20 protein-coding genes are annotated in these 23,681 nt (G+C 74.6%); 9 read left to right on the top strand and 11 right to left on the bottom strand.

Annotated features, from left to right (window positions below; all coding sequences use genetic code 11):
• Positions 1-57: 57 nt before the first annotated feature.
• The gene (locus E6R62_RS10495; protein ID WP_240801589.1) at positions 58-2,265 is read right to left on the bottom strand and encodes an MMPL family transporter; all 2,208 of its coding nucleotides are present in this window, start codon (positions 2,263-2,265) and stop codon (positions 58-60) included.
• Between the two features lie 258 nt (positions 2,266-2,523).
• Between E6R62_RS10495 and E6R62_RS10490 the strand changes: the two genes are divergently transcribed.
• The 6 genes from E6R62_RS10490 to E6R62_RS10465 all read left to right on the top strand — a co-directional run bounded on the left by E6R62_RS10490 (position 2,524) and on the right by E6R62_RS10465 (position 10,571).
• A complete protein-coding gene (locus E6R62_RS10490) occupies positions 2,524-3,720 on the top strand; it encodes a sensor histidine kinase (protein WP_136213084.1) in 1,197 nt (398 codons plus the stop codon).
• 43 nt (positions 3,721-3,763) lie between these two features.
• Entirely contained in the window at positions 3,764-4,456 is a 693-nt protein-coding gene (locus tag E6R62_RS10485) for a response regulator transcription factor (protein ID WP_136213083.1), read from the top strand.
• A 110-nt stretch (positions 4,457-4,566) separates the two neighbouring features.
• Complete coding sequence (locus E6R62_RS10480; RefSeq protein ID WP_168714011.1) at positions 4,567-4,800, top strand: hypothetical protein; 234 nt, start codon at positions 4,567-4,569, stop codon at positions 4,798-4,800.
• 189 nt (positions 4,801-4,989) lie between these two features.
• A complete protein-coding gene (locus E6R62_RS10475) occupies positions 4,990-6,054 on the top strand; it encodes a PP2C family protein-serine/threonine phosphatase (RefSeq protein WP_240801598.1) in 1,065 nt (354 codons plus the stop codon).
• Between the two features lie 155 nt (positions 6,055-6,209).
• Positions 6,210-9,437, top strand: a complete 3,228-nt coding sequence (locus tag E6R62_RS10470) for a TIM-barrel domain-containing protein (protein ID WP_136213080.1) — start codon at positions 6,210-6,212, stop codon at positions 9,435-9,437.
• Between the two features lie 189 nt (positions 9,438-9,626).
• On the top strand, positions 9,627-10,571 hold the full coding sequence (locus tag E6R62_RS10465) for a LysR family transcriptional regulator (RefSeq protein ID WP_136213079.1): 945 nt from the start codon (positions 9,627-9,629) through the stop codon (positions 10,569-10,571).
• 46 nt (positions 10,572-10,617) lie between these two features.
• On the opposite strand, the gene E6R62_RS10460 is transcribed toward E6R62_RS10465, so the two are convergent.
• Positions 10,618-11,976 (bottom strand): tetratricopeptide repeat protein, encoded by a 1,359-nt coding sequence (locus tag E6R62_RS10460; RefSeq protein WP_136213078.1) that lies wholly within the window; start codon positions 11,974-11,976, stop codon positions 10,618-10,620.
• A gap of 137 nt (positions 11,977-12,113) precedes the next feature.
• Between E6R62_RS10460 and E6R62_RS10455 the strand changes: the two genes are divergently transcribed.
• Positions 12,114-13,466 carry a M64 family metallopeptidase gene (locus tag E6R62_RS10455; RefSeq protein ID WP_136213077.1) on the top strand — a complete coding sequence of 451 codons (1,353 nt, stop codon included), beginning with the start codon at positions 12,114-12,116 and terminating at the stop codon, positions 13,464-13,466.
• A gap of 69 nt (positions 13,467-13,535) precedes the next feature.
• Here the strand turns inward: E6R62_RS10455 and E6R62_RS10450 are convergent, their stop codons facing one another.
• The 4 genes from E6R62_RS10450 to E6R62_RS10435 all read right to left on the bottom strand — a co-directional run bounded on the left by E6R62_RS10450 (position 13,536) and on the right by E6R62_RS10435 (position 16,041).
• Positions 13,536-14,693 carry a serine hydrolase gene (locus E6R62_RS10450; RefSeq protein WP_136213076.1) on the bottom strand — a complete coding sequence of 386 codons (1,158 nt, stop codon included), beginning with the start codon at positions 14,691-14,693 and terminating at the stop codon, positions 13,536-13,538.
• Positions 14,694-14,882: 189 nt separating this feature from the next.
• Complete coding sequence (locus tag E6R62_RS10445) at positions 14,883-15,392, bottom strand: DUF664 domain-containing protein (RefSeq protein WP_136213075.1); 510 nt, start codon at positions 15,390-15,392, stop codon at positions 14,883-14,885.
• Positions 15,393-15,426: 34 nt separating this feature from the next.
• Complete coding sequence (locus E6R62_RS10440; RefSeq protein ID WP_136213074.1) at positions 15,427-15,618, bottom strand: DUF6381 family protein; 192 nt, start codon at positions 15,616-15,618, stop codon at positions 15,427-15,429.
• A gap of 105 nt (positions 15,619-15,723) precedes the next feature.
• Positions 15,724-16,041 carry a hypothetical protein gene (locus tag E6R62_RS10435; protein WP_136213073.1) on the bottom strand — a complete coding sequence of 106 codons (318 nt, stop codon included), beginning with the start codon at positions 16,039-16,041 and terminating at the stop codon, positions 15,724-15,726.
• 180 nt (positions 16,042-16,221) lie between these two features.
• Here E6R62_RS10435 and E6R62_RS10430 point away from each other — a divergent pair, with 180 nt between their 5' ends.
• Positions 16,222-17,355 (top strand): hypothetical protein, encoded by a 1,134-nt coding sequence (locus E6R62_RS10430; RefSeq protein ID WP_136213072.1) that lies wholly within the window; start codon positions 16,222-16,224, stop codon positions 17,353-17,355.
• 95 nt (positions 17,356-17,450) lie between these two features.
• On the opposite strand, the gene E6R62_RS10425 is transcribed toward E6R62_RS10430, so the two are convergent.
• The 3 genes from E6R62_RS10425 to E6R62_RS10415 are packed head-to-tail and all read right to left on the bottom strand — an operon-like array spanning position 17,451 to position 20,090.
• On the bottom strand, positions 17,451-18,479 hold the full coding sequence (locus E6R62_RS10425; RefSeq protein WP_136213071.1) for an NAD(P)/FAD-dependent oxidoreductase: 1,029 nt from the start codon (positions 18,477-18,479) through the stop codon (positions 17,451-17,453).
• Positions 18,476-19,015, bottom strand: coding sequence for an isoprenylcysteine carboxyl methyltransferase family protein (locus tag E6R62_RS10420; protein ID WP_136213147.1), 540 nt, complete (start codon positions 19,013-19,015; stop codon positions 18,476-18,478). The genes E6R62_RS10425 and E6R62_RS10420 overlap by 4 nt, the downstream gene beginning before the upstream one ends.
• Positions 19,016-19,028: 13 nt before the next feature.
• Positions 19,029-20,090: a type III polyketide synthase gene (locus tag E6R62_RS10415; protein WP_136213070.1), complete on the bottom strand. Its 1,062-nt coding sequence runs from the start codon at positions 20,088-20,090 to the stop codon at positions 19,029-19,031.
• Positions 20,091-20,198: 108 nt separating this feature from the next.
• Between E6R62_RS10415 and E6R62_RS10410 the strand changes: the two genes are divergently transcribed.
• Positions 20,199-21,068 carry a UbiA family prenyltransferase gene (locus tag E6R62_RS10410; protein ID WP_240801588.1) on the top strand — a complete coding sequence of 290 codons (870 nt, stop codon included), beginning with the start codon at positions 20,199-20,201 and terminating at the stop codon, positions 21,066-21,068.
• Positions 21,069-21,113: 45 nt separating this feature from the next.
• On the opposite strand, the gene E6R62_RS10405 is transcribed toward E6R62_RS10410, so the two are convergent.
• Both E6R62_RS10405 and E6R62_RS10400 read right to left on the bottom strand, forming a co-directional pair.
• Positions 21,114-22,475 carry an NAD(P)/FAD-dependent oxidoreductase gene (locus E6R62_RS10405; protein ID WP_136213069.1) on the bottom strand — a complete coding sequence of 454 codons (1,362 nt, stop codon included), beginning with the start codon at positions 22,473-22,475 and terminating at the stop codon, positions 21,114-21,116.
• A 115-nt stretch (positions 22,476-22,590) separates the two neighbouring features.
• Entirely contained in the window at positions 22,591-23,649 is a 1,059-nt protein-coding gene (locus E6R62_RS10400; RefSeq protein WP_136213068.1) for a PHP domain-containing protein, read from the bottom strand.
• Between the last annotated feature and the right edge of the window lie 32 nt (positions 23,650-23,681).

Raw genomic sequence — 23,681 nt, 5'->3', positions numbered from 1 at the left:
GCCGGTGCGCGAGGACGGTCCCTCGCGCACCGGCGCTCCGGCGACGGCGGCCCGGCCTCAGCCGGCCATGGCCCGCTCGGGCTCGGGCGCCGGCGACCGCCGGGCGGCGTCGCGCGGCCGCGACGGCCACCAGAGGGAGCGCCCGAGCAGCGCGGCGAGCGCCGGCACCAGCACGATCGACAGCAGGAAGGCGGAGAGCAGGATGCCGAGCCCCGTCGCGAAGCCGATCTGCCGCGTCGAGGAACCGGGGCCCGCGGCCAGACTCCCGAAGGAGATCGCCAGTACCAGCCCCGCCGTCGCGATGGCGGGCGCCGTGTGCCGGACCGCCCGGGCCACCGCCGCGCGGACCGGGCCGGGTCGCTCCGTCTCCTCCCGGATCCGGTCGGTGATCAGGATGTTGTAGTCGGTGCCCAACGCCACCACGAACAGGAACAGCACCAGCGGCAGCGTGAAGTCCACGCCCGGCCGCTCCAGCGCGTGCTGGAACACCAGGGCGGCGGCGCCCAGCGTGGCGGCGAACCCCAGCCCCACCGACAGCATCAGGACCACCGGCGCGAGCAGGCTCCGCAGCAGCAGGAGCAGGATCAGCGCGATCAATACCGCCGCCACCGGGAACACCACCCGCAGGTCCTCGTCCACCGCGACCGAGATGTCGGAGAAGACCGCAGCCGTCCCGCCGACGTGGGCATCGGTGCCCTCCGGCCGGTGCTCGGCCACCGCCTTCCGCAGCGGACCCGCGACCAGGTCCCGGGCCTCCTGCCGCCGCTGGTCGACGGTGAGGAGCACATCGATGCGGGCCGCCTCGCGGTCATCGCTCAGCACCACCGGGGCCACCCGCCCCACCCCGGGGACCCGGGCGAGCGCCTGCGCCAGGCCGTCCAGCCGCCCGGTGGTCAGCGTGCCCCCGTCGGAGGCGGTGACGAACACCCCGGCCGGGTCCGAGGCCCCGGCCGGCAACGCGCGGGCGATCTCGGAGGCGGTGTCCGACGCGGCCGTGCGCGGTCCGTCCGGGCCGCCCTGGCCGTAGTCCATCCGTATCCCCACCAGACCGGCGGCCAGTGCCCCGAGCAGGGCCACCGAGGCGATCGCCGCCGCCGCCGGGCGCCGCGCGATCCACTCGCCCGTCCGGGCGGCCACGCCCGGACGGGGTTCCCGCTCCCAGGGGCGCGAGGGCCAGAACATCCTGCGCCCGGCGACCGCGAGGAGGGCCGGCATCAGCGTCAGGCTGCCCAGCAGCATCACCAGGACGGACACCGCGACCGCCGGACCGAGCACCCGGAACTGCCCGAAGGTGGCGACCCCGAGGGTCGAGAAGGCGGCGACGATGGTCAACGCCGCGCAGGTGACCGCAGTACCCACACGGCCCGCCACCTCGGCCGCCGCCTCCCGGCCGCTCTGCCCGGGCCGCGCCCGCAGTTGTTCGCGGAAGCGGAACAGCAGGAAGAGGAAGTAGTCGATGCCGATGCCCAGCAGCACCACGCCGATCAGTTGCGGTGTCGACGTGTCCAGCCGCACCCCCGTCAGCAGCGCGGCGCCGACCACCACGCCCGTCGCGGCGCCGCCGACGACGCTCACCGCCACCAGCGGGATCACGGCCGCCATGACGCTGCGGAACACCAGGAGGTGCAGCAGCACGATCACGCCGAGCACCAGCGCGCCCACCACCGTCGACCGGGTCTTCCCGTCGTCGGCGCTGTCCACGGACTCGGGCAGCGCGCCCGCGAACCCGACGCGCAGGCCCTCCCCGGCGAACTCGGCGCGGGTCGCGTCCCGGAAGGCCCGGTACAGGTCCTGCATGCCCGGATCGGTCGGGTTTCCCGTCAACTCCACCGCCAGCAGCCGGAAGCAGCGGTCCGGCGCCGTCATGACCGGGCTGAGCCGCGGACGTTGGGAGTAGTCCCGGCCGAACGGCGCCGAGTCCTCGGTCTTGGGCATCGCCACCCGGCGCCGCGCCACTTCCGCGGCCTCGGCGTCGATCCGTCGTTCGTCCTGGGCCGTCAGCGCGCCGCCGTCGGAGCGGGCCACGACCAGCGTCAGCGGATTGGCGTCGGGCCTGGTCCCGAAGTGCCGCTCGGCGACCCGCAGGGCCGCGGCGGAGTCGTACCCGGCGGGCAGGAACTCGCCGGTGTTCGCCTCGGTGGCGCGGGGGGCGAACGCCTGGCCCAGCACGGCCAGGGCGATGCCCAATACCGCCCAGACGACGATGACCTTCCATGGACTTCGGGTGGCGAAGCCGGTCAGGGCGCGGATCAAAGGGTCCTCCATCACGTCACCGGACCGGTGGTCCCCGGTCGCCCATCAGCCCATCACCGCACGCGCCGGGAAACGTCGGGACGGGGGAGGAGTCCGCACCCGGGACCGGGGCCGGGCCCGCGCCGCCGACCGGGACCGGAGTCCCGGGTCCGGCTCCTCCCCGGGTACGGCGGGGGAGGGCGCCGTGCGCGAGAGAATGGGTCCGGAGCGAAGGAGCGCGACCGGTACCGATCGGCCGGCGCGCGTCGATGAGGGGGAGGGCCGGGCAGGATGCCGACACGCCTTGGGGGTGGCCCGCGTACCCCGAAAGGGACCGGGTCCTTCGCCTGGACCCGCAACGACGCGCTCGTGGTCGTCGGCGCCGCCGCGGTGGACGTGTTGGGCTACTCGGCCTCCGCCACGATCGACGGGGCGGCCCTGCGCGTTCCCGGCTTCGCCCTCCTCGTGCTCGCCGCGCTCTGCCTGCTCGCCCGGCGGCGTCATCCGGGTCCCGTGGTCGTCGCGGTCGTGGTACTCGACGTCGCCATGGAACTCACCGCCCCGCTGCCCCAGCACTTCACGGCCGCCCTCGCCGTGGCCCTGTACTCGGTCGGCAGGCTGAGCGGCCCCCGAACCGTCGCGGGGGCCGCCGCCCTGACCGTGGTGATGCCGCTCCTCGCCCGGACCGAGAGTTGGACCGCCGCCGGATGGGGCGCGCTCAACACCGCCCTGGCCGCGGCCCTGAGTATCGGCGCCGGCCTGTCGATGGGCCGCCGGCAGCGCGAGGGGGAGGCGAGACGCGTGCTGCTGGCCGACCGGGCGGTGGCCGGGGAACGCCGCCGGATCGCCCGGGAGCTCCACGACATCGTGGCCCACCACATCACCACCATGCAGCTGATGGCCGGTGGGGCGAGGGCCAACCTGGCCCACGACCCGGAGGCGGCCCGTGAGGCCCTCGTCGTCCTGGAGCAGTCGGGCCGGACGGCACTGGGCGAGATGCGCCAACTCCTGCGCGTCCTGAGGGCGGGCGAGGACCCGGAGATCGCCCCGCCGGCCCCCCAGCCCGGAACCGCGGACCTCGACCGCATCGTGACCGAAGCACGGCTCGCCGGGACGGAGACCGCGTTCACCGTCGACGGTCCCGTCCGGCCGCTGCCGCCGAGCGTGGGCCTGACCGTGTTCCGGATCGTGCAGGAGGCGTTGACCAACACCCGCAGGCACGCGGGCCGGGCGAAGGCCGACGTACGGCTGAGCTACCGCCCCGACCACGTCCTCGTGGAGGTGTCCGACGACGGTCCCGGCGGCCCGGCGGACGGCCCGTCGCCCGCACGCGCGCCCGCGCACCCGACGCCCTCACCAGCGGCACCCGGCTCCGGGTACGGTCTGCTGGGAATGCGTGAACGGGTCGCCCTCCAGGGCGGCACCCTGGAGGCCGCGCCGCTCGACGGCGGAGGTTTCCGGGTGGCGGCCGTCCTGCCGGCGTCTTGACCGGCGTGGCGGGCACCGGCCCGGTACGGGAAGGGGGCCACACATGATCCGGGTGCTCATCGCGGACGACCAGCCGCTCGTCCGGCGCGGCCTGACGCTGATCATGGCGCCCGAGCCGGACGTCGAGGTCGTCGGCGAGGCCGGGGACGGGACCGAGGCGGTGGCCCTCGTACGCGTACTGGCGCCCGACGTGGTGGTGATGGACATCCGGATGCCGGTGCTCGACGGAGTCGCGGCCACCGCCGAACTGGCCCGCACCGCGCCCGGGTCCCGGGTACTGGCCCTCAGCACCTTCGACATGGACGAGTACGTGGTCGGCGCCCTGCGCGCGGGAGCGTACGGCTTCCTCCCCAAGGACGTCTCCCCGGAGGAACTGATCACGGCCGTCCGCACCGTGCACGCGGGCGAGGCGGCCGTCGCCCCGCGGCTGCTCACCCGGCTCATCTCCACCTACGTCCGCACCCCCGCCCCTTCCCCGCGGTCCGTGTGCGTCCCGGCGGGGCGGGACGGTCTGACCCCGCGCGAGCTGGAGATCTGGCGGTTGCTCGCCGGGGGCCTCGACAACGCCCGGATCGCCGGGGAACTGGACATCAGCGTCTCCACGGTGAAGAACCACCTCACCGGTGTGTTCGGCAAGCTGGGCGTCCGCGACCGCGCCCAGGCGGTCATCGCGGCCTACGAGTCGGGTCTGGTCGCGGTCGAGGGCGGGGCGCCCGAAGCCCGGGCCGGCGCGTGAGTCCGCGAGCGGTGTGGTGACCTGCCGGCGCACCGGGCGGATCGCCCGTGCGTACGACGGCCGCGCATGACACAGTGCCAGCAGCACCACCGCCGGACCAGGGAGTGGCCATGCCCGACCCGCACACCCCGCCGCCGACGCTCCGGGTGGCGCCCGGGGCCGCCGGGGCCCGCCCCGCCCCGCTGCCGCGCTGTCCGGTGTGCGCCGGTCGCGCGGAACGGATCTCCTGGCGCGGGCGGCCCGGGGAGCCCCTCGTCCTCGTCTTCGATCCCTGCGGCCACCGGCAGGCCACACCGTCCCCACCGCTCCTGGTCGTCGCCCCCGGGACGACGCTCGACATCTGACCCCACCACCCGCCGGTGGCCGGTTCGCCGCCGGGGGTCGCGCCGCCGTGCCCGGCAGGGCGGGGCGGGTACCGCTCGGCCGCGTGCGCGCCCCTGCGCCGGGAAGGAGCGGCCCGGGTGTATGCAGGAGTCATGGACCTACGCCCGCAGCACGGAGGGACTCGCCGGTACCCGGAAGCGCGCGTGGCGATGTTGTCCGTTCCCCTGGGGCTGATCGCGATCGTCACCACCGTCGACGTGCTCGCGCCGCCCGACGTCCACCTCGGCCCCTTCCTGGCCGCCGCCCCGGCCGTCACCGCCTCGTTCGCGGGGCCCCGGGCGACCGCGTTCATCGGTGCGGTGGCGGTGGCGGCGCAGGTGGCGGTGGCCGTCGCCAGGACCACCGTCACCGACCTGAACCACGCCTTCCAGATCGTCGCGCTCGTGCTGATCTCGGTGTTCGTCACCTTCTTCGCGCATCTGCGGGAGGTGCACGAGGCACAGCTCACCCAACTCCGCTCGGTGGCCGAGACCGCGCAGCAGGTCCTGCTGCGGCCGCTGCGGGAGCGTCTGGGGCCCCTGCGGCTGGCCTCGGTCTACCTGGCGGCCGAGGCCGAGGCCCGGATCGGCGGTGACTTCTACGCCGCGACCCGCACGGACGACGGCACCCGGCTGCTCATCGGGGACGTCCGGGGCAAGGGCCTGGAGGCGGTCGGGGAGGCGGCGATCGTCCTCGGCGCCTTCCGATCGGCCGCACACCGCAAGGCGGGTCTGCCCGAACTGGTCGCCTACCTCGACGGCGCGGTCGCCGCGGACGTGGACGACGAGACGCGAGACGACGCGGGCCGGCCGCCGGGGGAGGGGTTCACCACCGCCGCCGTGGTCGACATCCCGGACGCCGAGACGATCCTGCGGGTCGTCAGCTGCGGTCACCCCCCGCCGCTGTTGCTGCGCGACGGCCGGGCCGTCCCGCTCCAAGTGGACCACCCCGCACCGCCGCTGGGGCTTTCGGGCCTCGTGCCGGGCGGCTTCACCCCGCAGTCGTTCCCCTTCGAACCGGGCGACGTGGTGCTTCTGTACACGGACGGGGTCATCGAGGCACGGGACGCGTCCGGCGCCTTCTACCCGCTGACCGAGCGGGCCGCCGCGTGGCCGGGCGAGGGCCCGGAGGACCTGCTGCGCCACCTGTGCGCGGACCTGCTCCGGCACTCTCCGGGTGGTCGACTGGGGGACGACGCGGCGCTGGTCGCCATCGAGCGTCTCGACGAGGTCTGAGGCCGCGCCCCTTCGTGCGCGAAGTTGCGTGGTAGAGCGCAATTTCAAGCATCTTTCTTCATGGCGAGCCCGTGAGCCGCTATCTTGGCTGTGCTGTTGCCAGGCGCATGCCAAAGCGGTGAGTCCGTGACCCGGACCGCACGAGGAGCTGCCCCATGACACTGACCCTGAGGCGCGTCCGTTCCCTCCCCACCCGCACCCCCGCGAGACGCCGGGCCGGCACGCGCCGCCGCATACCCGGCGCCGCCCTGCTCGCCGGATTCCTCGCCGTGGTAGGGCTGGCCGCCGCCGGCCCCGCGGCCCCACCGGCCGACGCGGCCCCGGCCCCCACCACGGCGGGCGACGCCACCGGCCTCACCCGGTCCGGCAACACCTTCACCGTGACCACCTCCTCCGGTGCCAAGGCCCGCGTGGTCGTCGCCCGCGCCGACATCTTCCGGCTGTGGCTCTCGCCCGACGGGGCCTTCACCCAGGACCCGGCCGGCACCGACCTCGCCCCCACCACCGACTTCGGCCCCGTCGACGCCACATCCACCGACGCGGGCGGCTACTACCGGATCAACACCGGAGCCCTCTCCATACGCGTCGACAAGACGCCCCTGCGGTTCTCCGTCTACCGGGCCGACAACGCCACCCTCGTCTGGCAGGAGACCCGGCCCACCTCCTGGACCGGCACCCAGACCACCCAGTACCTCGCCCGAGGCGCCGACGAGCAGTTCTACGGGACCGGCCTGCGCCTCGGGGAATGGGCCCTGCGCGGCAAGACCGTCCCCGTGGCCGTCGACAACAAGTGGCGCGAGAACGACAACGCCAGCCCGGCCCCCTTCTACATGTCCACCAACGGCTACGGCGTCATGCGCAACACCTGGGCCCCGGGCTCGTACGGGTTCAACGCGCCCACCACCCTCACCCACGACGAGAAGCGCTTCGACGCCTGGTACTTCACCGGTTACTCCCTCAAGTCGGTCCTCGACGCCTACACCGACGTCAGCGGGAAACCCTTCCTGGCCCCGATGTGGGGCTTCGAACTGGGCAACGCCGATTGCTTCAACGCCTCCAACCCCGACTACCAGGGCGACCACGACCGCCCGCGCCACCAGACCACCCCGGACGTGGTCGGCTACGCCGCCGACGCCCGCGCCGCCGACATGCCCTCGGGCTGGTTCCTGCCCAACGACGGCTACGGCTGCGGCTACACCGCGCCCCTGAAGTCCACCGTCGACGCCCTCAAGGCCAAGGGCTTCCAGACCGGCCTGTGGACCTCCACCGGACTCGGCGACATCGCGACCGAGGTCGGCACGGCCGGCACCCGGGGCGTGAAGACGGACGTCGCCTGGATCGGCGGCGGGTACAAGAGCGCCTTCACCGGTGTCCGGCAGGCCGTCGAGGGCATCGAGAAGAACTCCGACGCCCGTCGCTACGTCTGGACCGTGGACGGCTGGGCCGGCACCCAGCGCAACGCCGTCGTCTGGACCGGCGACACCAACGGCACCTGGGACGACATGCGCTGGCACGTCCCCGCCATCGCGGGCGCCGGCCTGTCCGGCCTCAACTACGCCTCCGGTGACGTCGACGGCATCTTCGGCGGCAGCCCCGAGACCTACGTCCGGGACCTCCAGTGGAAGTCCTTCACCCCGGCGTTCATGACCATGTCCGGCTGGGGCGCGACCAACCCGGCCGCCGGATACCAGGACAAGCAGCCCTGGCGGTTCGCCGAGCCCTACCTGTCCGTCAACCGCACATACCTCCGGCTCAAGATGCGGCTGATGCCGTACCTGTACACGATGAGCCGCGTCGCGCACGACACCGGCGTGCCCAGCACCCGCGCGATGGTCCTGGAGTACCCGGACGACCCGGTGGCCCGCGGCAACCTCACCAGCGGCCAGTTCATGGCGGGCGACTCCTTCCTCGTCGCACCCGTCGTCTCCCACACCTCCGTACGCGACGGCATCTACCTCCCCGCCGGCACCTGGACCGACTACTGGACCGGCACGACCTACTCCGGCCCCGGCTGGCTCAACGGCTACCAGGCGCCCCTCGACACGCTGCCGCTCTTCGTGAAGGGCGGCGCGATCGTGCCGATGTGGCCGCAGATGAACTACACCGGCGAGAAGCCCGTCTCCACCCTCACCTACGACATCCACCCGCGCGGGCACTCCTCGTTCAGCCTCTACGAGGACGACGGTCGCACCCGCGCGTACGAGTCGGGCGCGTCCGCCCGCCAACAGGTGGACGTCAGCGCCCCCACCGCCGGTACGGGCGCCGTCACCGTCTCCGTGGGCGCGCCCGTCGGAAGCTACGCGGGCCAACCTGCCTCGCGCGGATACGAGTTCACCCTGCACGTCGCCTCCGCGCCCTCCGCTCTCACCGTGGACGGCGCCGCGCTCGCCCCGCTCGCCTCCAAGAGCGCGTACGACGCCGCCACCACCGGATGGTTCTTCGACCCGGCCGACCGGTCGGGTGTCCTGTGGGTCAAGACCGGTACCCGACACGGCGCCTTCAGCGTCACGGCCTCCGGGGTGCGCCTCCCCGAGGCGGGCGCCGTCCCGACCGGCTCCACCCCCCTGCCGCGGTCGTCCTGGAGCCTGGTCTCCGCCGACAGCCAGGAGAGCGCCGCCGAGAACGGGGCCGCCGTGAACGCCTTCGACGGCGACCCGTCCACGATGTGGCACACGGCGTGGTCCTCCGGCACCGCCGCGCCACTGCCGCACGACCTGCGGATCGACCTCGGCGCCCGCTACACCGTCGACGGCCTGGGCTACCTGCCCCGACAGGACGGCGGGGTCAACGGGCGGATCGGCTCCTACGAGGTCTACCTGTCCGACACCACCACCGACTGGGGCGCACCGGTGGCCACCGGGACCTTCGCCGACACCGCGGCGGAGAAACGGATCACCCTGCCCGCGAGGACGGGCCGCTACCTGCGCCTGCGCGCCCTGGGCGAGGCGGGCGGCCGAGGACCGTGGACCAGTGCGGCCGAACTCACCGCCACCGGACGGGCGGCGCCCCTCCCGGAGGACGCCACCCTCGTCAACTCCGCGTCCACCTCATGCGCCGACCTGCCGCACAGCAGCACCACTCCCGGCACCGAACCCACCCTCTACACCTGCCACGGCGGCCCCAACCAACGCTGGACCCTGCGGAGCGACGGCCGGCTCACCGGCCTCGGCGGCGTGTGTCTGGACGCCACCAACGCGGCGGCCGTCACCGTGCAACCCTGCGGCACGGCCGCCGGCCAGAACTGGCAGCCCGGACCCGACGGCAGCCTGCGCAACGCCGGCCAATGCCTGACACCCCAGGGGTCGGCGACCGCCGACGGCACCCGCCTCACCCGAGTCGCCTGCGCCGGCACACCGGCCCAACGGTGGACCTTCACGCCGTAGCCCCACGCCCCGGCGCCCGAACGGGCCCGTAGTGGGTCGGCACCCGGAACCGCGCCCGCCTGGAGTCCGGACTCCCCGGCGGGCGCGGGTCCGGGTTGCCGCCCGGGCCCTGCATCGATCGTCACCGAGCGCAAAACCCAAGTCAATCCCCGGATTTCGTCCGCAGACCCAAGCTGTAGCTTGGCTCTCATGACCCTCGACGACCTCCGTGTCTTCGTCGCCGTGTGCCGTACCGGCAGCCTGAGCGCCGTCGCCCGTGATCTCGGCCGGACCCAGCCGGCCGTCAGCCAGCACGTCCGACGCCTGGAGAGGGAGACCGGCGCCGCGCTGCTGGAACGCCACGCCCGCGGGGTGGTCCCCACCGAGGCCGGTCGAATCCTGCTCGCCGCCGCGGCCGACGGCATCGCCGGCCTCGACGGGGCCCTGCGCCGCCTCGACGACCTGGTCCACGGGGACGCCGGATCGGTACGCGTCACCACGGGCGCGACGACCGTCCGGCACTTCATGTCCGAGGCCGTCGTCACCTTCCGACGCCGCCACCCCGAGGTGAGCCTGGAGTTCCAGACCGAGAACTCCAGCCGCGGTTGCTTCGCCGCCCTCGCCGCAGACGACCTCGACCTCGCCTGGATCACCATCGGTGACCCCGTCCGCGGCATCGAACAGCGCCCCGTCATGCACCTGCCCTGGGTCCTCGCGGTCGGCGCCGACGACCCCCTCGCCGGCCGGCCACGCATCGAACCCGCCGAGCTCGGCGGTATCCGCCACATCAGGCTCCCGGAGAACTCAGCCTCCCGCGCCCAGCTCGATACCGCCCTCGCCGCCCGCGGGGTCCGGATCAGCCGCTCCGACACCAGCGTGGCCGACTGGGACACCGCCCTGCTCCTGGCCGAACTCGGCCTCGGGCACGCCTTGGTCCCGGCCCTGCCGGGCTGGCGGGTCCCCGGCTCGGATGGGCCGCTGCGCCTGCTGCCCGTCCCCGCCCTGCCGCCCCTCGCGGTGGGCTGGGCCGTCCGCCGTTGGAGCGCCCTGACCCCGCCGGCCCGCCTCTTCGCCGACGAGGTCGCCCGTTCCTGCACCGCCCGCGCCGCCGACGACCGGCCGACGCCGTACGCGTCCGGATCTGAACGGACCTGACCGGGGCGGTCCACGGGGTGGCCCGACCGGGGCCGGCCGTGCGCGCTCAGTCGGGGTCCCGCGGCGCGGACGGCGCGCCCGCCGGCGCCGCCGGGGCCGGGCCCAGGGTCGTGGTGCCCGGGACCGCCCGGTGCCCGAGACCCGTGCGGTACACGTCGAGGGCGGACTCGGTGCGACCGGCGCGCCGCAGCAGGTCCCCGAGGAGTCGGCACAGGTCCGCGAGGTCGCCGTCGGCCCCGCTGCGCTCCAACAGGGCCAGCGCCCGCACGTACTGCTCCTCGGCGCCCTCGACGTCCCCGCGCTCCTCGGCGATGAGACCGAGCAACCGGTGCGCGCCGCCCGCGTGCACGGCGCCGTGGCGCTCATCGAGCTCCAGCAGCGCCGACATCAGCCCCGTGGCCTCGTCGTACCGGCCGAGCCGGCGCAGTACGTCGGCCAGCTCGACTTCCACCTGGGCGGTGTACAGCGTCGCCCGCTTGGCGGCGAGCATGTCCCGTGCCGTACGCAACTGGACCTCGGCCTCCACGAGTTCACCCCGCTGCGCCTGCACGTAGCCGCGCATCCAGTGGCAGTGCGCCAGATCTGTGCGCAAGCTCAGTTGCCGGTAGACCGCCTGGGCCTTGGCGAGCGAGGCGTCGGCGTCGGCGGTGCGGCCCTCGGCCAGGAACGTCCGCGCGACCTGCCGGTGCATTCCCGCGACCAGCGCCGGGTCCTGGACCTGCGGCGCGAGCGCCAGGGCGAGTTCGGCGGCGTGGGCCGCGCGGGCGTGGGCGCCCATGTCCATGTACGGGCCGATCACCGCGGCGTAGAGCAGTACGAGCGCCTCGGGGTCGCCCAGCCCGCCGGAGTTCAGCTCGTCGATGGACGTCTCCAGGAGGTAGCAGGCGTAGCGCAGTTCCCCGGCGAGCAGGTGGGCCACGGCCCGGCCGCGGACGGCGCGGACGCGGCGGGGGAGCGGCTCGTGTCCCAGGAGCCGCTCCGCCGACTCGAAGTGCCTTATGGCGTCGCCGAGTTCGCCGCCCTCCAGGGCGCATTCCCCCAGCCCCAGCAGGGCCTCCGCCCGCTCCGGGTCCAGGTCGAGCTGCTCGGCGTCGGTGAGCAGCCGCCGGAAGAGGACGGCGGCCTCGTCGGCGGCGCCCGTCGCGAGGGCCCGCTGGGCGTCGGTCAGTGCGAGGCGCAACTCGGTGGCCAGACGGGCGGGGCGGCCGGTGGCGAGTTCCTCGTAGGACGTGCCGAGGCGCCCGGCGAGGAAACGCAGGGCGGCCTCGGAGGGGCGGACGCGGCCCGATTCCAGGGTGGAGATGTAGGCCGGTGTGTACACGGGCTCGGCCAGTTGCCGTTGCGTCAGGGCGCGTTCGGCCCGCAGACGCTGAACGCGGCGACCGATAGCTGCCGGTTCGTCCATGAAATTCCCCCTGCTCGAATGAACTCCCCAGTATTCAGCGGGAGATGCCCATTGCGCACGTCATCCGGACGCCCCTAACTTAAGCACCCGGTTAAGCCTGCTTATCTTATTGTTTATGTTCCTCGGGGAGGGGCTTCATGGGGTCACCCATCCGCTCGACCGTCCGCCTGGCCGTCGCCGCCCTCGGTACGAGCGCCGTCCTGCTGGCCGCCGTACCCGCCGGAGCGGCCGCCCCGCCGCCCGGACCGTCCGCACCCCACACGGTGGAGGTCGAGGTGCCGGGGCCCGAACAGGGCGGTGAGGCCGGCTCCGGACACATCCGCGTCCCGGCCGCCGGCCGCGACAAGGCCCCGCCCAAGCTGTCCGCCGCCGAACGCGAGGCGGACGGGGAGGTCACCAAGACCGTCGACAACGGCCCCACCGCCGACCGCCTCGACGTCGTCGTCATCGGCGACGGATACACCGCCGCCGAACTGGGGAAGTTCCACGACGACGCCCGGCAGAAGTGGGCCGAGGTAACGGCCGTCGAGCCGTACGCGACCTACCGCGACCTGTTCAACGTCTGGACGGTCGACGCCGTCTCCCGCGAGTCCGGCGTCTCCGGCGACCCGGACGCCGCCACCACCCGCGACACCGCCCTCGGCTCGTACTTCTGGTGCGACGGCGTCGAACGGCTGCTGTGCGTGGACCAGCCCAAGGTGGACGCGTACGTGGCGAAGGCCCCCGCCGCCGATCTCGTCATCGTCTTGTCCAACAGCACCAAGTACGGCGGCGCCGGCTACAACGAACCCAGCCCCACCCTCGGCTACGAGGGCATCTCCACCGCCTCCGCCGGCAACGCCAAGTCCGGCCAGGTCGCCGTCCACGAGACCGGCCACTCGCTCGGCAAGCTCGCCGACGAGTACTTCTACCCCGGCACCCCCGGCTACGAGGAGTACACCGGCCCCGAGACCGCCGAGTCCAACACCTCCGTCCTCACCGCCGACCGCATGCGCGACGCCCGGTCCAAGTGGTACCGCTGGCTCGGCGAACCGTCCCCGGACGGCGGCACGGTGGGCGCGTACGAGGGCGGCGGGTACTTCGTCACCGGCCTCTACCGGCCGACCGACGCCTCGATCATGCGGGTGCTCGGCAAGCCGTTCAGCCTGCCCGGCGTCGAGGCGATGATCGCGGGTTTCCACCGGCACGCCCACATCCTCACCCCGCTCACCCCGACCGACCGCACCCTGCGCACGCGCGACCGGGCCAAGGTCACCGTGCCCCGCCTCACCGGCCCCGACGGCCGCCAGTTGGTGGTGCGCTGGTATCTCGACGGCCATGAGCTGAAACGATTCGCCGGGCGGACCGACATACGGGTGGCGGAGCTGTCCCTCTCCGGGTCGCGGACGCACGAACTGAAGGTCACGGCCGAGGACCGCACCCCCTCGGTGCGCGACCCGAAGATCGCCGCGAACCTGCGCGCCACGCTCGGGTGGCGCGTCAGGCGCTGACCGGAGCCCGCGCGCGGGGACCCGTTCGCGGACCCGGCCCGGCCTCGGGAGGCCGGGTCGGAGGCCGGGTCAGGACCCGGCCGCGTACCGCCAGAACTCGCGCATCAGAGCGGGCGAGGTGGGGCCGGCCAGTTCGCGCTGGGTGAGCAGGATCGTGACCGAGCCGGTGGCCGGGACGATGTGCGACGCCGTCCCGGTGCCGCCGATCCATCCGTAGCGGCCGGGCTCGTTCCAGGGGTTCAGGCGCTCCACGTCCACGCTGCCCCCGAACCCCCAGCCCTGGCCCTCCAGGAAGAGCGCGCCCCCGGCCCGCTGGTCCGCGGTCAGCCGGTCGGTGGTCATCCGCTGGACCGCCCCGGCGGACAACAGTCGGCGCCCGTCGACCGTCCCGCCGGCGAGCAGCATCCGGCCGAAGGCGTACAGGTCGTCCGCCGTCGAGACCAGCCCGCCCGCCGCGGACGGGAAGGCCGGCATCCGACTCCACTGCCCGTCGGGGGCGTCGACCGGCTCCAGGCCGCCCCCGCCGCCCTCGCCGCCGCCCCGGTAGTAGCCGGTGAAGCGGTCCAGGTCGGCCGCCGGAACGGCGAAGCCCGTGTCCCGCATCCCGAGCGGCTCGAAGATCCGCTCCGCGAGGAACTCGGGCAAGGTCCGGCCGGAGGCCCGGGCGATGAGCACGCCCAGGATGTCCGAGCAGGCGTTGTAGAGCCAGGCCTCGCCCGGCTGGTGCAGCAACGGGATCCCGGCCAGCGTCCTCATCCAGGCGTCCGGCTCGGCGACCAGCCGGGGCTGCGGGGGGCCCTGCCTGAGCTCGGTGAACAGCGGCCGTACCGCCGGCAGTGAGAAGTCCGAGGGAAATCCGTACCCGGCCCGGCACGACAGCAGGTGCTCCACGGTGATGGGCCGCTCGGCCGGCACCACGTCGTCCGGCGGGCTCGACGGCGTACGGACGACCACGGGCGAGGCGAGTTCCGGCAGCCACCCGCCGACCGGTTCGTCGAGCGCGAGCCGCCCCTCCTCGATCAGGAGCATCGCCGCCGCGGCCGCGATCGGTTTGGTCAGCGAGGCCACCCGGAAGATCGTGTCCCGGGCCATGGGGGCGAAGTCACCGATCCCGGCCGAGCCGACCGCCGCCACCTCGACCCGGTCGCCATGGGCCACCAGCCCCACCGCCCCCGGCAGGTATCCGCTGTCCACGTGCGATGCCAGGATGTCGCGCAGGCCGGTCATGGCTCCACCTTCCCGATGGCTGGACGGGTGTGCGGCCGGCGGTGTGGACCGGCCCCTTCGCACATCAGGACTCCCGGGGCCACCCGTACTCATCGGTCCGACGCACACGCGTTCCGCCAGGTGCCGCCCCGCCCGCCCGCGACGGCCGGGCGGGGCGGTCGGTTGGGGCGGCCGGACGGGCCGCCGCCGCTACCGGCGCTCCAGCACGCCCCGGGCGAAGGCGGCCTGCCCGGCGTGTTGCAGGTCGTCGGCCAGCACGCTCACCAGACGCGCGCCGAGGGTGACCGGCGGGTCCCACCGCTCGTCCACCACCCGGCCCAGGTCGGCGGCGCCCAGCCCCCCGACGAACCGCAGGGTCTGCTCGTGCACCGCGTCGAAATACCCGAGCAGCAACTCACCCGAGTCGACGCGTACCTTCGCGACCTCCCGCGCCGTGTGCCCGTAACCGGTGGCGTCGGCCGGCAGTGGGAGGCCGAACCGCTCCGCCCAGCCCTGGGCGTGCCACACCTGCTCCAGCCCGGCCGCGTCCGCCACGTGGTCGTCCTGCACCCGGGTCAGGTGCCAGACGAGCCACGCGACGGAGTTCGCCGCCGGGTCGACCCGCGCGTTGAGTTCCTCGGCCGAGAGCCCGTCCAGCACCTCGTGCACCACCTCACGGACACGTCCGTAGGCGTCGGCCAGTACCTCCGTGGCCTTCACGGCACCTCCGTGGGCCTCACGCCACGCCCGGCCGCTACCGCAGGTCCATGCCGGGGTCGTCGATCATGCGACTCTCCATCTCGCTCTGCTCCTGGAGCCGGCGGGCCTTGTCCTCCAGGCGCTTGCGCTCCTGGGGGTCGGCGGTCCGCGCCGCCGCCGTCCTCATCTCCTGTGCCTTCTCGCGCAACTGCCGCGACCGGCCACCGGATCCGCCTGCAACGCTCATGATCTGCTCCTTGGCTCAGTGGTGGAGAGCGGGCGGAACCAGGGAATCAGCAGCGCGGCGCGCACGCATCTCGAAGGCGCTCCCGGGCCCGTCACCGCAGGTGGGCTACTCGCCGGCGATCCCCGTGATCACGGGATCGCCCAGCGGGGCGGCCTCGGCGTCCAGCCCCGCGCCGCGCAGTGCCGACGAGGCCAGGTCCCGGGCCTTGTCCGTCGCCGACGCGGTGTCCGAGGCCTCGACCTCCAGGTGCAGGCTGAACGCGGAGGAGCCGGAGTAGAACGACAGGATGTCCAGGTCCTCCGCGACCCCCAGCTCGGTGCCCCGCGGGTCCGCCGGCCGCAGCGCGCCCACCAGCCGCCTCCGGGCGTCGGGGCTGAGTTCGGTCAACAAGGTGCCGGGGATGGTGACGAGATAGACAGTCATGGAAGACCGCTTGCCCCCGCACGGCCGGGGAAATCACCGGGGCCCGCGTCACCCCCCGTTTGCCCGCCCCGAATGGCGCAGTGGACGCATATGCCGCTCAATGCAACCAAGCGTGCGATTCCCGTGACGCACGATGACCGGCGCGCGATGGTAGACCCCGTGCGTCGAACGGAGCTTTCCATGGATGACCGCAACACCCGCGCGGCGGCGCAGCACGACGACCGCGACGGCACCCCCGAGAACCACGAGGACCGCGACCCCACCCTCCGGGAACGGGCCGGGGTGTCCGACAGCCCCGGGCATTCCCCGGCCGCCGGGCCGTCCGACGACCCGCCGGAGTCGGTACGGACCCTCCTGGACACGGCGGCCGCCTGCCGGCCCGTCGAGGAGGTCACCGCCCTGGTCGGCCTCCTCAAGGAGACCGGTCTGCTGTCCCGGTCGGGCCAGGAGGCGTTGGCCGCGGCCGCCGTGTCGCGTTCCGTCGACGACGTCCGGCACATGGTCACCCTGCTGGGCGAACCCCCGGACGGGGAGGTCGAGGCCGGCATCACGCTGCGCGCGGCGGCCCTCGGCCGGCCCATCGAGGACGTCGCGCTCCTGGCCTGGTCCCTCGGCGCCGGTCCCGACCTGCCCACGGAACCCGCGGCCGCCCCGACCGGAGGGTCCGCCGGCGAAACCCCGGCGGACGGACCGGCCGCCGGCGGGCCGCCCGCCCACGACCCCCGCACCCACGACCCCCGCACCCACGACCCCCACGCCCTGGCACCGCACGGCGCCCACCGCGAGAGCGGCGTGGACGGGGGCGGCGGCGACCCGGGCGATGACCTCCCCGAGGACCCGGGCGCGGCGCCGCGCGACCGGCCGGACCCGCCCCCGCCGCCCGGGCGAGGCCCCGAGGCGCCGCGGGGCGACGTCCTCAGCCACGTCCTGCGCTGGCCGGTGGCCGCCGCACTGCTGCTGTGCGGGGTCATGCACCTGCCCGGGAACCTCGCCGCCCTGCCGGCGGTGGACCCGGTGGGCTACCTGCCCACGGCCGTCTCGGTGCTCTGTCTGGGGCTCGGGTTGCTCTTGGCGGTACGGGACACCGAGGTGGTGTGGCGGGCGGCAGCGGTCGTCGCGCTCGGGGTCGTCGCGCTGCACCTGGTGGGCGGGATCGCCGTCTTCGACCCGCTGGCGGGAGCCCTGGGCGGCCCCCACGCCTGGGCGGGCGTCACGACCGTCCTGTGCGCCGGAGCCGGTTCCGTCCTCGCCGGACTGGCCCTGATGTACGGCCCCCGCAGTGCCGCGGTGGCCGAGGAAGGCGACGGCGCCTGAGGTGCCCGGATCGGCCCACCGTGGGCGCCCGGGCGGCAGGACGCCGCCCGGGCCCGACGGTCGTCGGGACATCGCCCGGGCCCCACAAACCGCTGTCAGGCGAGGAGGTTCACCGCCCGGGTGAACACCCCGGGCAGCCGGGCGGCGAGCGGCACGATCCGCCCGGCAAGCCAGGGCTGCCCCCGCGCCCACAGCAGGGACCCGGTCAGCGCCCGGTAACTCCGCGACACCTGCCGCCAGGCCCGCTCGTACTCCTGCGGCCGCCCCGCCCGCACGCACCGCACGAGTTCCCCCGCGGCGGCCAGCGCCAGCGAGAGCCCCTCCCCGGTCAGCGCGTCGACGTACCCCGCCGCATCGCCGACGAACAGCACCCGCCCCGCCACCCTGGCCAGGGAACGCTGGCGCAGCGGCCCCGCCCCGCGTACCGCGTCGCCCGGCTTCGGCGCCGGCAACCGGGCCGACAGCATGGGGAACCGGGCCAGTTGCTCCTCGAACGGCGCCTGCTCGCAGGTCAGCACCGCGACCCCGATCCGGTCCGGCCCGAGCGGTGTGACGTACGCCTCGCACCGCGGTGCCCAGTGCACCTCCACCAGGTCGCTCCACGGCGCCACCGCGTAATGGCGGCGCAGCCCGTAGCGGGGCCGCCGCCCCGGCGCGGGCGGTGCCGCCAGGCCCAGGGCGCGCCGCACCGGCGAGTGGAGGCCGTCCGCCGCCACCAGGTAGCGGGCGGTCAGGCCCGCCGCCCCGACGCGGTGTTCGTCTTGGCGGACCTCCTCCACGCGCCGCGCGACCACCCGTACACCCAGACGCTCGGCCCGGTCCGCGAGCGCCGCCTGGAGTTCCGTACGCCGTACCCCGCGCCCGGGGCCTTCCCGGAACAGGCCCTCCGCGCGCAGACCGCTCACCCCGTCGACGTAGCGGATGCCGCGGAAATCGCGGCCTGCCACCGGGACGCTCAGCTCCGCCAACCGGTGCACGGCGCCCGGCATCAGCCCCTCGCCGCAGGCCTTGTCGATCGGCGTCGGACGCGGCTCGGCCACCACCACCTCCAGCCCGGCCAGGGCCCCGTGGATGGCCGTCGCCAAGCCGGCCGGACCCCCGCCCGCCACGAGCAGGTCGATCACGGCGCGCTGCCCACGAGGCTGCCACCGGTACCGGCGTAGGCGAGCGCGGCATCCTCGCAGCGGACGCGCACCCGCAGCAGCAGCGCGTTCAGTACGCAGAAACCCGCCGCCGTCAGCCACGCGCAGTGGACCAGCGGCAGCGCGAGCCCTTCGACCACCACCGCCAGGTAGTTCGGGTGCCGGAGCCGCCGGTAGGGTCCGGCCGCGACCGGCGCGAGCCCGGGCACGACCAGCACCCGGGTGTTCCAGCGCGGACCGAGGGTGGCCACGCACCACCAGCGCAGTCCCTGCGCGCCCACGACCAGGGCGAGCGCGGGCCAGCCGAGCAGCGGCAGGAACGGGCGGCCGGCGGCCCACGGTTCGACGGCGCATCCGACCAGCAGCGCCGTGTGCAGGGCGACCATGGCCGGGTAGTGGCCTCGGCCGTACTCCCGGGCGCCGCGCGCCAGGCTCCAGGCGGTGTTGCGACGGGCCACGGCGAGTTCGGCGAGGCGCTCGCCCGCCACGAGGGCGAGGAGCAGCAGGTACGAGGTCATGGGCATGCGGGCGTCACCAGCGCAGGAGAACGAGTTCGGAGGCGAAGCCCGGGCCGAAGGCGAGCATCAGCCCGACCGAGCCGGGCGGCGGGGGACCGGCCCTCTGGACGTCGCCGAGGATGTGCAGCACGGACGCCGAGGAGAGGTTGCCCGCGGTCGCGAGCGAACGCCGGCTCGCGGCGAGCGCCGAGTCCGGCAGCCCCAGCGACTCCCCGAGGACGTCGAGGATCTTGGGACCACCCGGATGGCAGATCCAGGCCGTCACGTCGGCGGGCTTGAGGTCGTGCCCGGCGAGGAAGGCCTCGACCTCCTCCGCGACGTGCAGCCGGACCAGCCCCGGCAGCTCGCGGCCCATCACCATGCGGAAACCCCAGTGGCCGATGTCCCAGCCGAGCAGGTCCTCGGTACCCGGGTAGAGGCGGCTGCGCGCGTCCACCACGGTGGGCCCGACGGCGTTCCCGTACAGCGGGTGGTCGGCGCCCACCGCCAGCAGCGCTCCCGCGCCGTCCCCGAACAGCGCACCGGCCACCAGGGCCGCCATCGAGGTGTCGGTAGGCTGGAGCGTGAGCGAGCACAGTTCCGTGGACAGCAGCAGGGCGGCCTGCCCCGGTCGGCCCGTGAGGTGGTCGTGCAGGTGGCCGAGGCCGGCCGCGCCCGCCGCGCAGCCCAGCCCGAACAGCGGCAGGCGCCGCACGTCGGGCCGCAGACCGGTGCGGGCGGCGAGCCGCGCCTCCAGTGAGGGAGTGGCGAGCCCGGTCACCGTCGTCGACAGGACCAGGTCCACGTCCCGGGCCGCGAGCGCGCCCTCGGCGAGGGCGAGCCCGACGGCGCGGGCACCGAGGTCCAGTGCCGTCTCGACGAACAGGGCGTTGGTGGTCCCGAAGTCGTTCCCCGGACCGTACCGCTCCAGCGGGAGCGCCAGATGACGGCTGTCGACCCGCACCGAGGCGTGGACCCGGCGCAGCGGACCGGCGTCGCGGCCCGGCGGCAGGCAGCGGGCGAGCGCCTCCGTGATCTCGGACTGTCGGTACGCGTGGGGCGGAAACACGCTGCTCACTGCCAGGACACGTGTCATCGCCGCAACTCTAGGCAAGAGTGGGCGTTTTCCACCGAACCGTATGAACCGGGCGTGCCGCCGCCCGTCCGGCCCGCTCCCGGCGGTCCGAAGACCTAACGTGGGGCCGTGCCCGCAACCCGCGAGACCGCACCGCCCAGGGGTGCCCCCGTGCGCGCCGGCCGGGTGGGCGTCGCCGGCGCGCTGCTGGCCGCCTGCCACCCGCTTCCGACCGCCGCCGTCACCCTCTTCACCGCCGTGCTGGCCGCCGCGACCGGCCGGGGAGTGGCCGGCTGCGTGGCCTGCGCGGGCGCCGTCGCCCTCGGCCAGCTCTCGGTGGGTTGGTGCAACGACCGCGCCGACCTGCGGCGCGACCGGGCCACGGGCCGGGCGGACAAGCCCCTGGCGGTCGGGACCGTGGGGCCCGCGACCGTCGGCGCCGCCGCGCTCACCGCTCTGGCGTTGTGCGTGCCGCTCTCCTTGGCCTCGGGCCTGCTCGCGGGCACCGTGCACCTCTGCGCGGTGGCGGCCGCCTGGGCGTACAACCTGTGGCTCAAGAGCACCGTCGCGTCCTGGCTCCCGTACGCCCTCGCCTTCGGCCTGCTGCCGGCCTTCGTGACGTTGGGCCTCCCGGGGCGGCCGTGGCCGCCGCTCTGGCTCGCCGCGGCGGCCGCGTTGCTCGGCGCGGGCGCCCACTTCGCCAACGTGCTGCCCGACATCGAGGACGACCTGGCCACGGGCGTGACCGGACTCCCGCAGCGGCTCGGCGCCCGCCGCTCCGCCGCGCTGGCCGCCCTCCTCGTGCTCGGCTCGGCCGCCGCGTTGACCGTCGGACCGCCCGGACCGGTGACCGCCGCTCGGTGGGTGCTGTTGGGCCTCACGGCGGTCCTGCTGCTCGCCACCGGCCGGTGTCCGGGCCGCGTCCCGTTCGTCGGCACGCTGGCGGTCGCGGCAGCCGACGTCGCCCTCCTGCTGGCCCGCGGCGCCGGCCGGCTCTGAAGGGTGTGTTCCGAGAGCGGCGCCGGGCGCCCGATCGGCTTCGGATCAGCTCCGCGCGTGCAGAGCGGCCGTGTGTTCGCGGACCTGTTCCGGCGTCAGGTAGGCGTCCGTGTGTTCGAAGTCCCGCAGCGTGGCGGGCCGCTGCGCGAGGAAGCCGGTACGGACGAAGTCGTCCCCGGCCACGGCGTTGAGCAGCCAGTTCGTCAGCACCCGGGTCTTGGCCACATTCGTCCGCAGCGCCGACCAGTGGTAGCCGCGTGCCACCGCCTGGGCCGGCAGGCCCCGCAGCTCGATGCCGAGCGGCTTGGAGACGGCGTCGCGTCCGCCGAGGTCCACCACCAGGCCCAGGTCCTTGTGCACGTACGGGCGCGGCGTCTCGCCCCGCAGCGTCGCGATGACGCTCTCGGCGACGGCCCGCCCCTGGCGCATGGCGTGCTGCGCCGTCGGCGGGCACATGGCGTCGCCGCCCTTGGCCAGGTCCGGCACGGCCGCCGCGTCCCCGAGGGCGAACACCCCGTCGGCGCCGGGCACCGTCAGGTCCGGGCGCACCACCAGCCGGCCCTTGAGTGTTTCCGTGCCCAGGGTCGCCACCAGTGGGCTCGCGGCCACGCCCGCCGTCCAGATCAGGGTCCGGCTCGGCAGCACCCGGCCGTCGGTGAGCGTCACCTTCTCGGCGTCCACCTCGGCCACCGACACGCCCAGCGAGACCTCGATGCCGCGGGCCCGCAGGATGTCCAGGGCGACCTTGCCGAGCTTGTCACCCAGTTCCGGCATCAGCTTGGGTGCCAGGTCCACCAGGTGCCACTTGATCCGTCGGGGGTCCAGCCGGGGGTAGCGGCCCACCGCGTTGCAGGTCAGACGCTGAAGGCAGGCGGCCGTCTCCGTCCCCGCGTAACCGCCGCCGACCACGACGAACTGCAGCCGCGCCGTGCGCTCGGCCTCGTCCTGGCCGGCGTCGGCGAGGTCGAGCTGGGCGATGACGTGGTCGCGCAGGTACGCGGCCTCCGCGAGGGTCTTCATGCCGCGGGCGTGCTCGCCCAACCCCGGGATGTCGAACGAACGCGTGACGCTGCCCGGGGCGAGGACCAGCAGGTCGTACGACTGGTCCACGATCTCGCCGGTGATCTTGCGGATCACGCAGACCTTGGCCTTCGGGTCCACGCCGATCGCGCCGCCCGGGATGATCCGGGTCCGGTGTTTGCCGCTGCGGCGCAGTGAGACGGCGACGGACTGCGGGGTCAGCACCCCGGCCGCCACCTGCGGCAGCAAGGGCAGGTAGAGCTGGTACGAGTAGGGCGTGACCAGTGAGATCTCGGCCTCGGCGGGGGACAGCCGGCGCTCCAGCCGCCGTACGCACTCCACCCCGGCGAAGCCGGCGCCCACTACGAGAATCCTCGATCGAGACACGGTGTAGGTCCCTTCGCAAGAGGTCGGTTGCTGTGTCGGGTACGTCTGCCCCGTCACCGCCGGACGTGAACCCCGGCGCCCGCCCACGTATACGAGGCGGCGCCGGTCCCGCCGGCTACGAGCGGGACGCGGACCGCCGTACGGGCGGCTGCCGGGTACGGGTCCAGGCCAGCAGGTCTTCCGCGGGCCACGTGTTGACCACCCGCTCGGCCGTCACCCCGCACTCCACGGCCCGTTCGCAGCCCGTCAGCTGCCAGTCCAACTGCCCCGGCGCGTGCGCGTCCGTGTCGATGGCGAAAAGGGTCCCGGCCTCGACGGCCTGCCGGAGCAGGCGTCGGGGCGGGTCCAGCCGCTCCGGCCTGCTGTTGATCTCCACGGCCGTGCCGGACTCCGCGCACGCCGCGAACACCGCGGCCGCGTCGAACTCCGACTCAGGCCGGGTCCTGCCCGTGAGCAGCCGCCCGGTGCAGTGCCCCAGGACGTCCATCAGCGGATTGCGCACCGCCGCCAGCATCCGCCGGGTCATGGCCGGCGCTTCCATGCGCAGCTTGGAGTGGACGGAGCCCACCACCAGGTCGAGCCGGTCCAACAGCTCCGGCTCCTGGTCGAGCGACCCGTCGGCCAGGATGTCGCACTCGATGCCGGTGAGCAGCCGGAACGGCGCCCACGCCGCGTTCAGCTCCGCCACCGTGTCCAACTGCTCGCGCAACCGCTCGGGCGAGAGCCCCCGGGCCACCTTCAGGCTCGGCGAGTGGTCCGTCAGCACGGCCCACTCGTGACCCAGCTCGACGGCCGTGCGACCCATGGCCTCGATGGGGCTGCCGCCGTCCGACCACTCGGAGTGCAGGTGGCAGTCCCCGCGCAGCGCCGCCCGCAGCGCGCGGGCGGCCTCGGAGGCGGGCGGTCCCTCGGGATGCGCCGCGACCTCGTCCTCCAGCTTGCCCAGGTAGCCGGGGATCTCCCCGGCGAGCGCCTCCCGTACCACCTGGGCGGTCTTGGGCCCCAGCCCCTTCACGGCCTCCAGCGAACCGGCGGCCACCCGCCCGGCCACCTCGTCCGCGCCGAGCCGTTCGACCACGCCCGCCGCCGTGCGGAAGGCCTGGACCCGGTACGTGGGGGCCTGGCCGCGCTCCAGCAGGAAGGCGATGCGGTTCAGCGCCGCCACCGGGTCCATCGCACACCTCCTGGGCCCAGTGTGGCAAGGGA

Source organism: Streptomyces sp. A1136 (assembly GCF_004795055.1).
Classification (GTDB): domain Bacteria; phylum Actinomycetota; class Actinomycetes; order Streptomycetales; family Streptomycetaceae; genus Streptomyces.
This window is presented reverse-complemented; position numbering and strand designations above follow the sequence as displayed.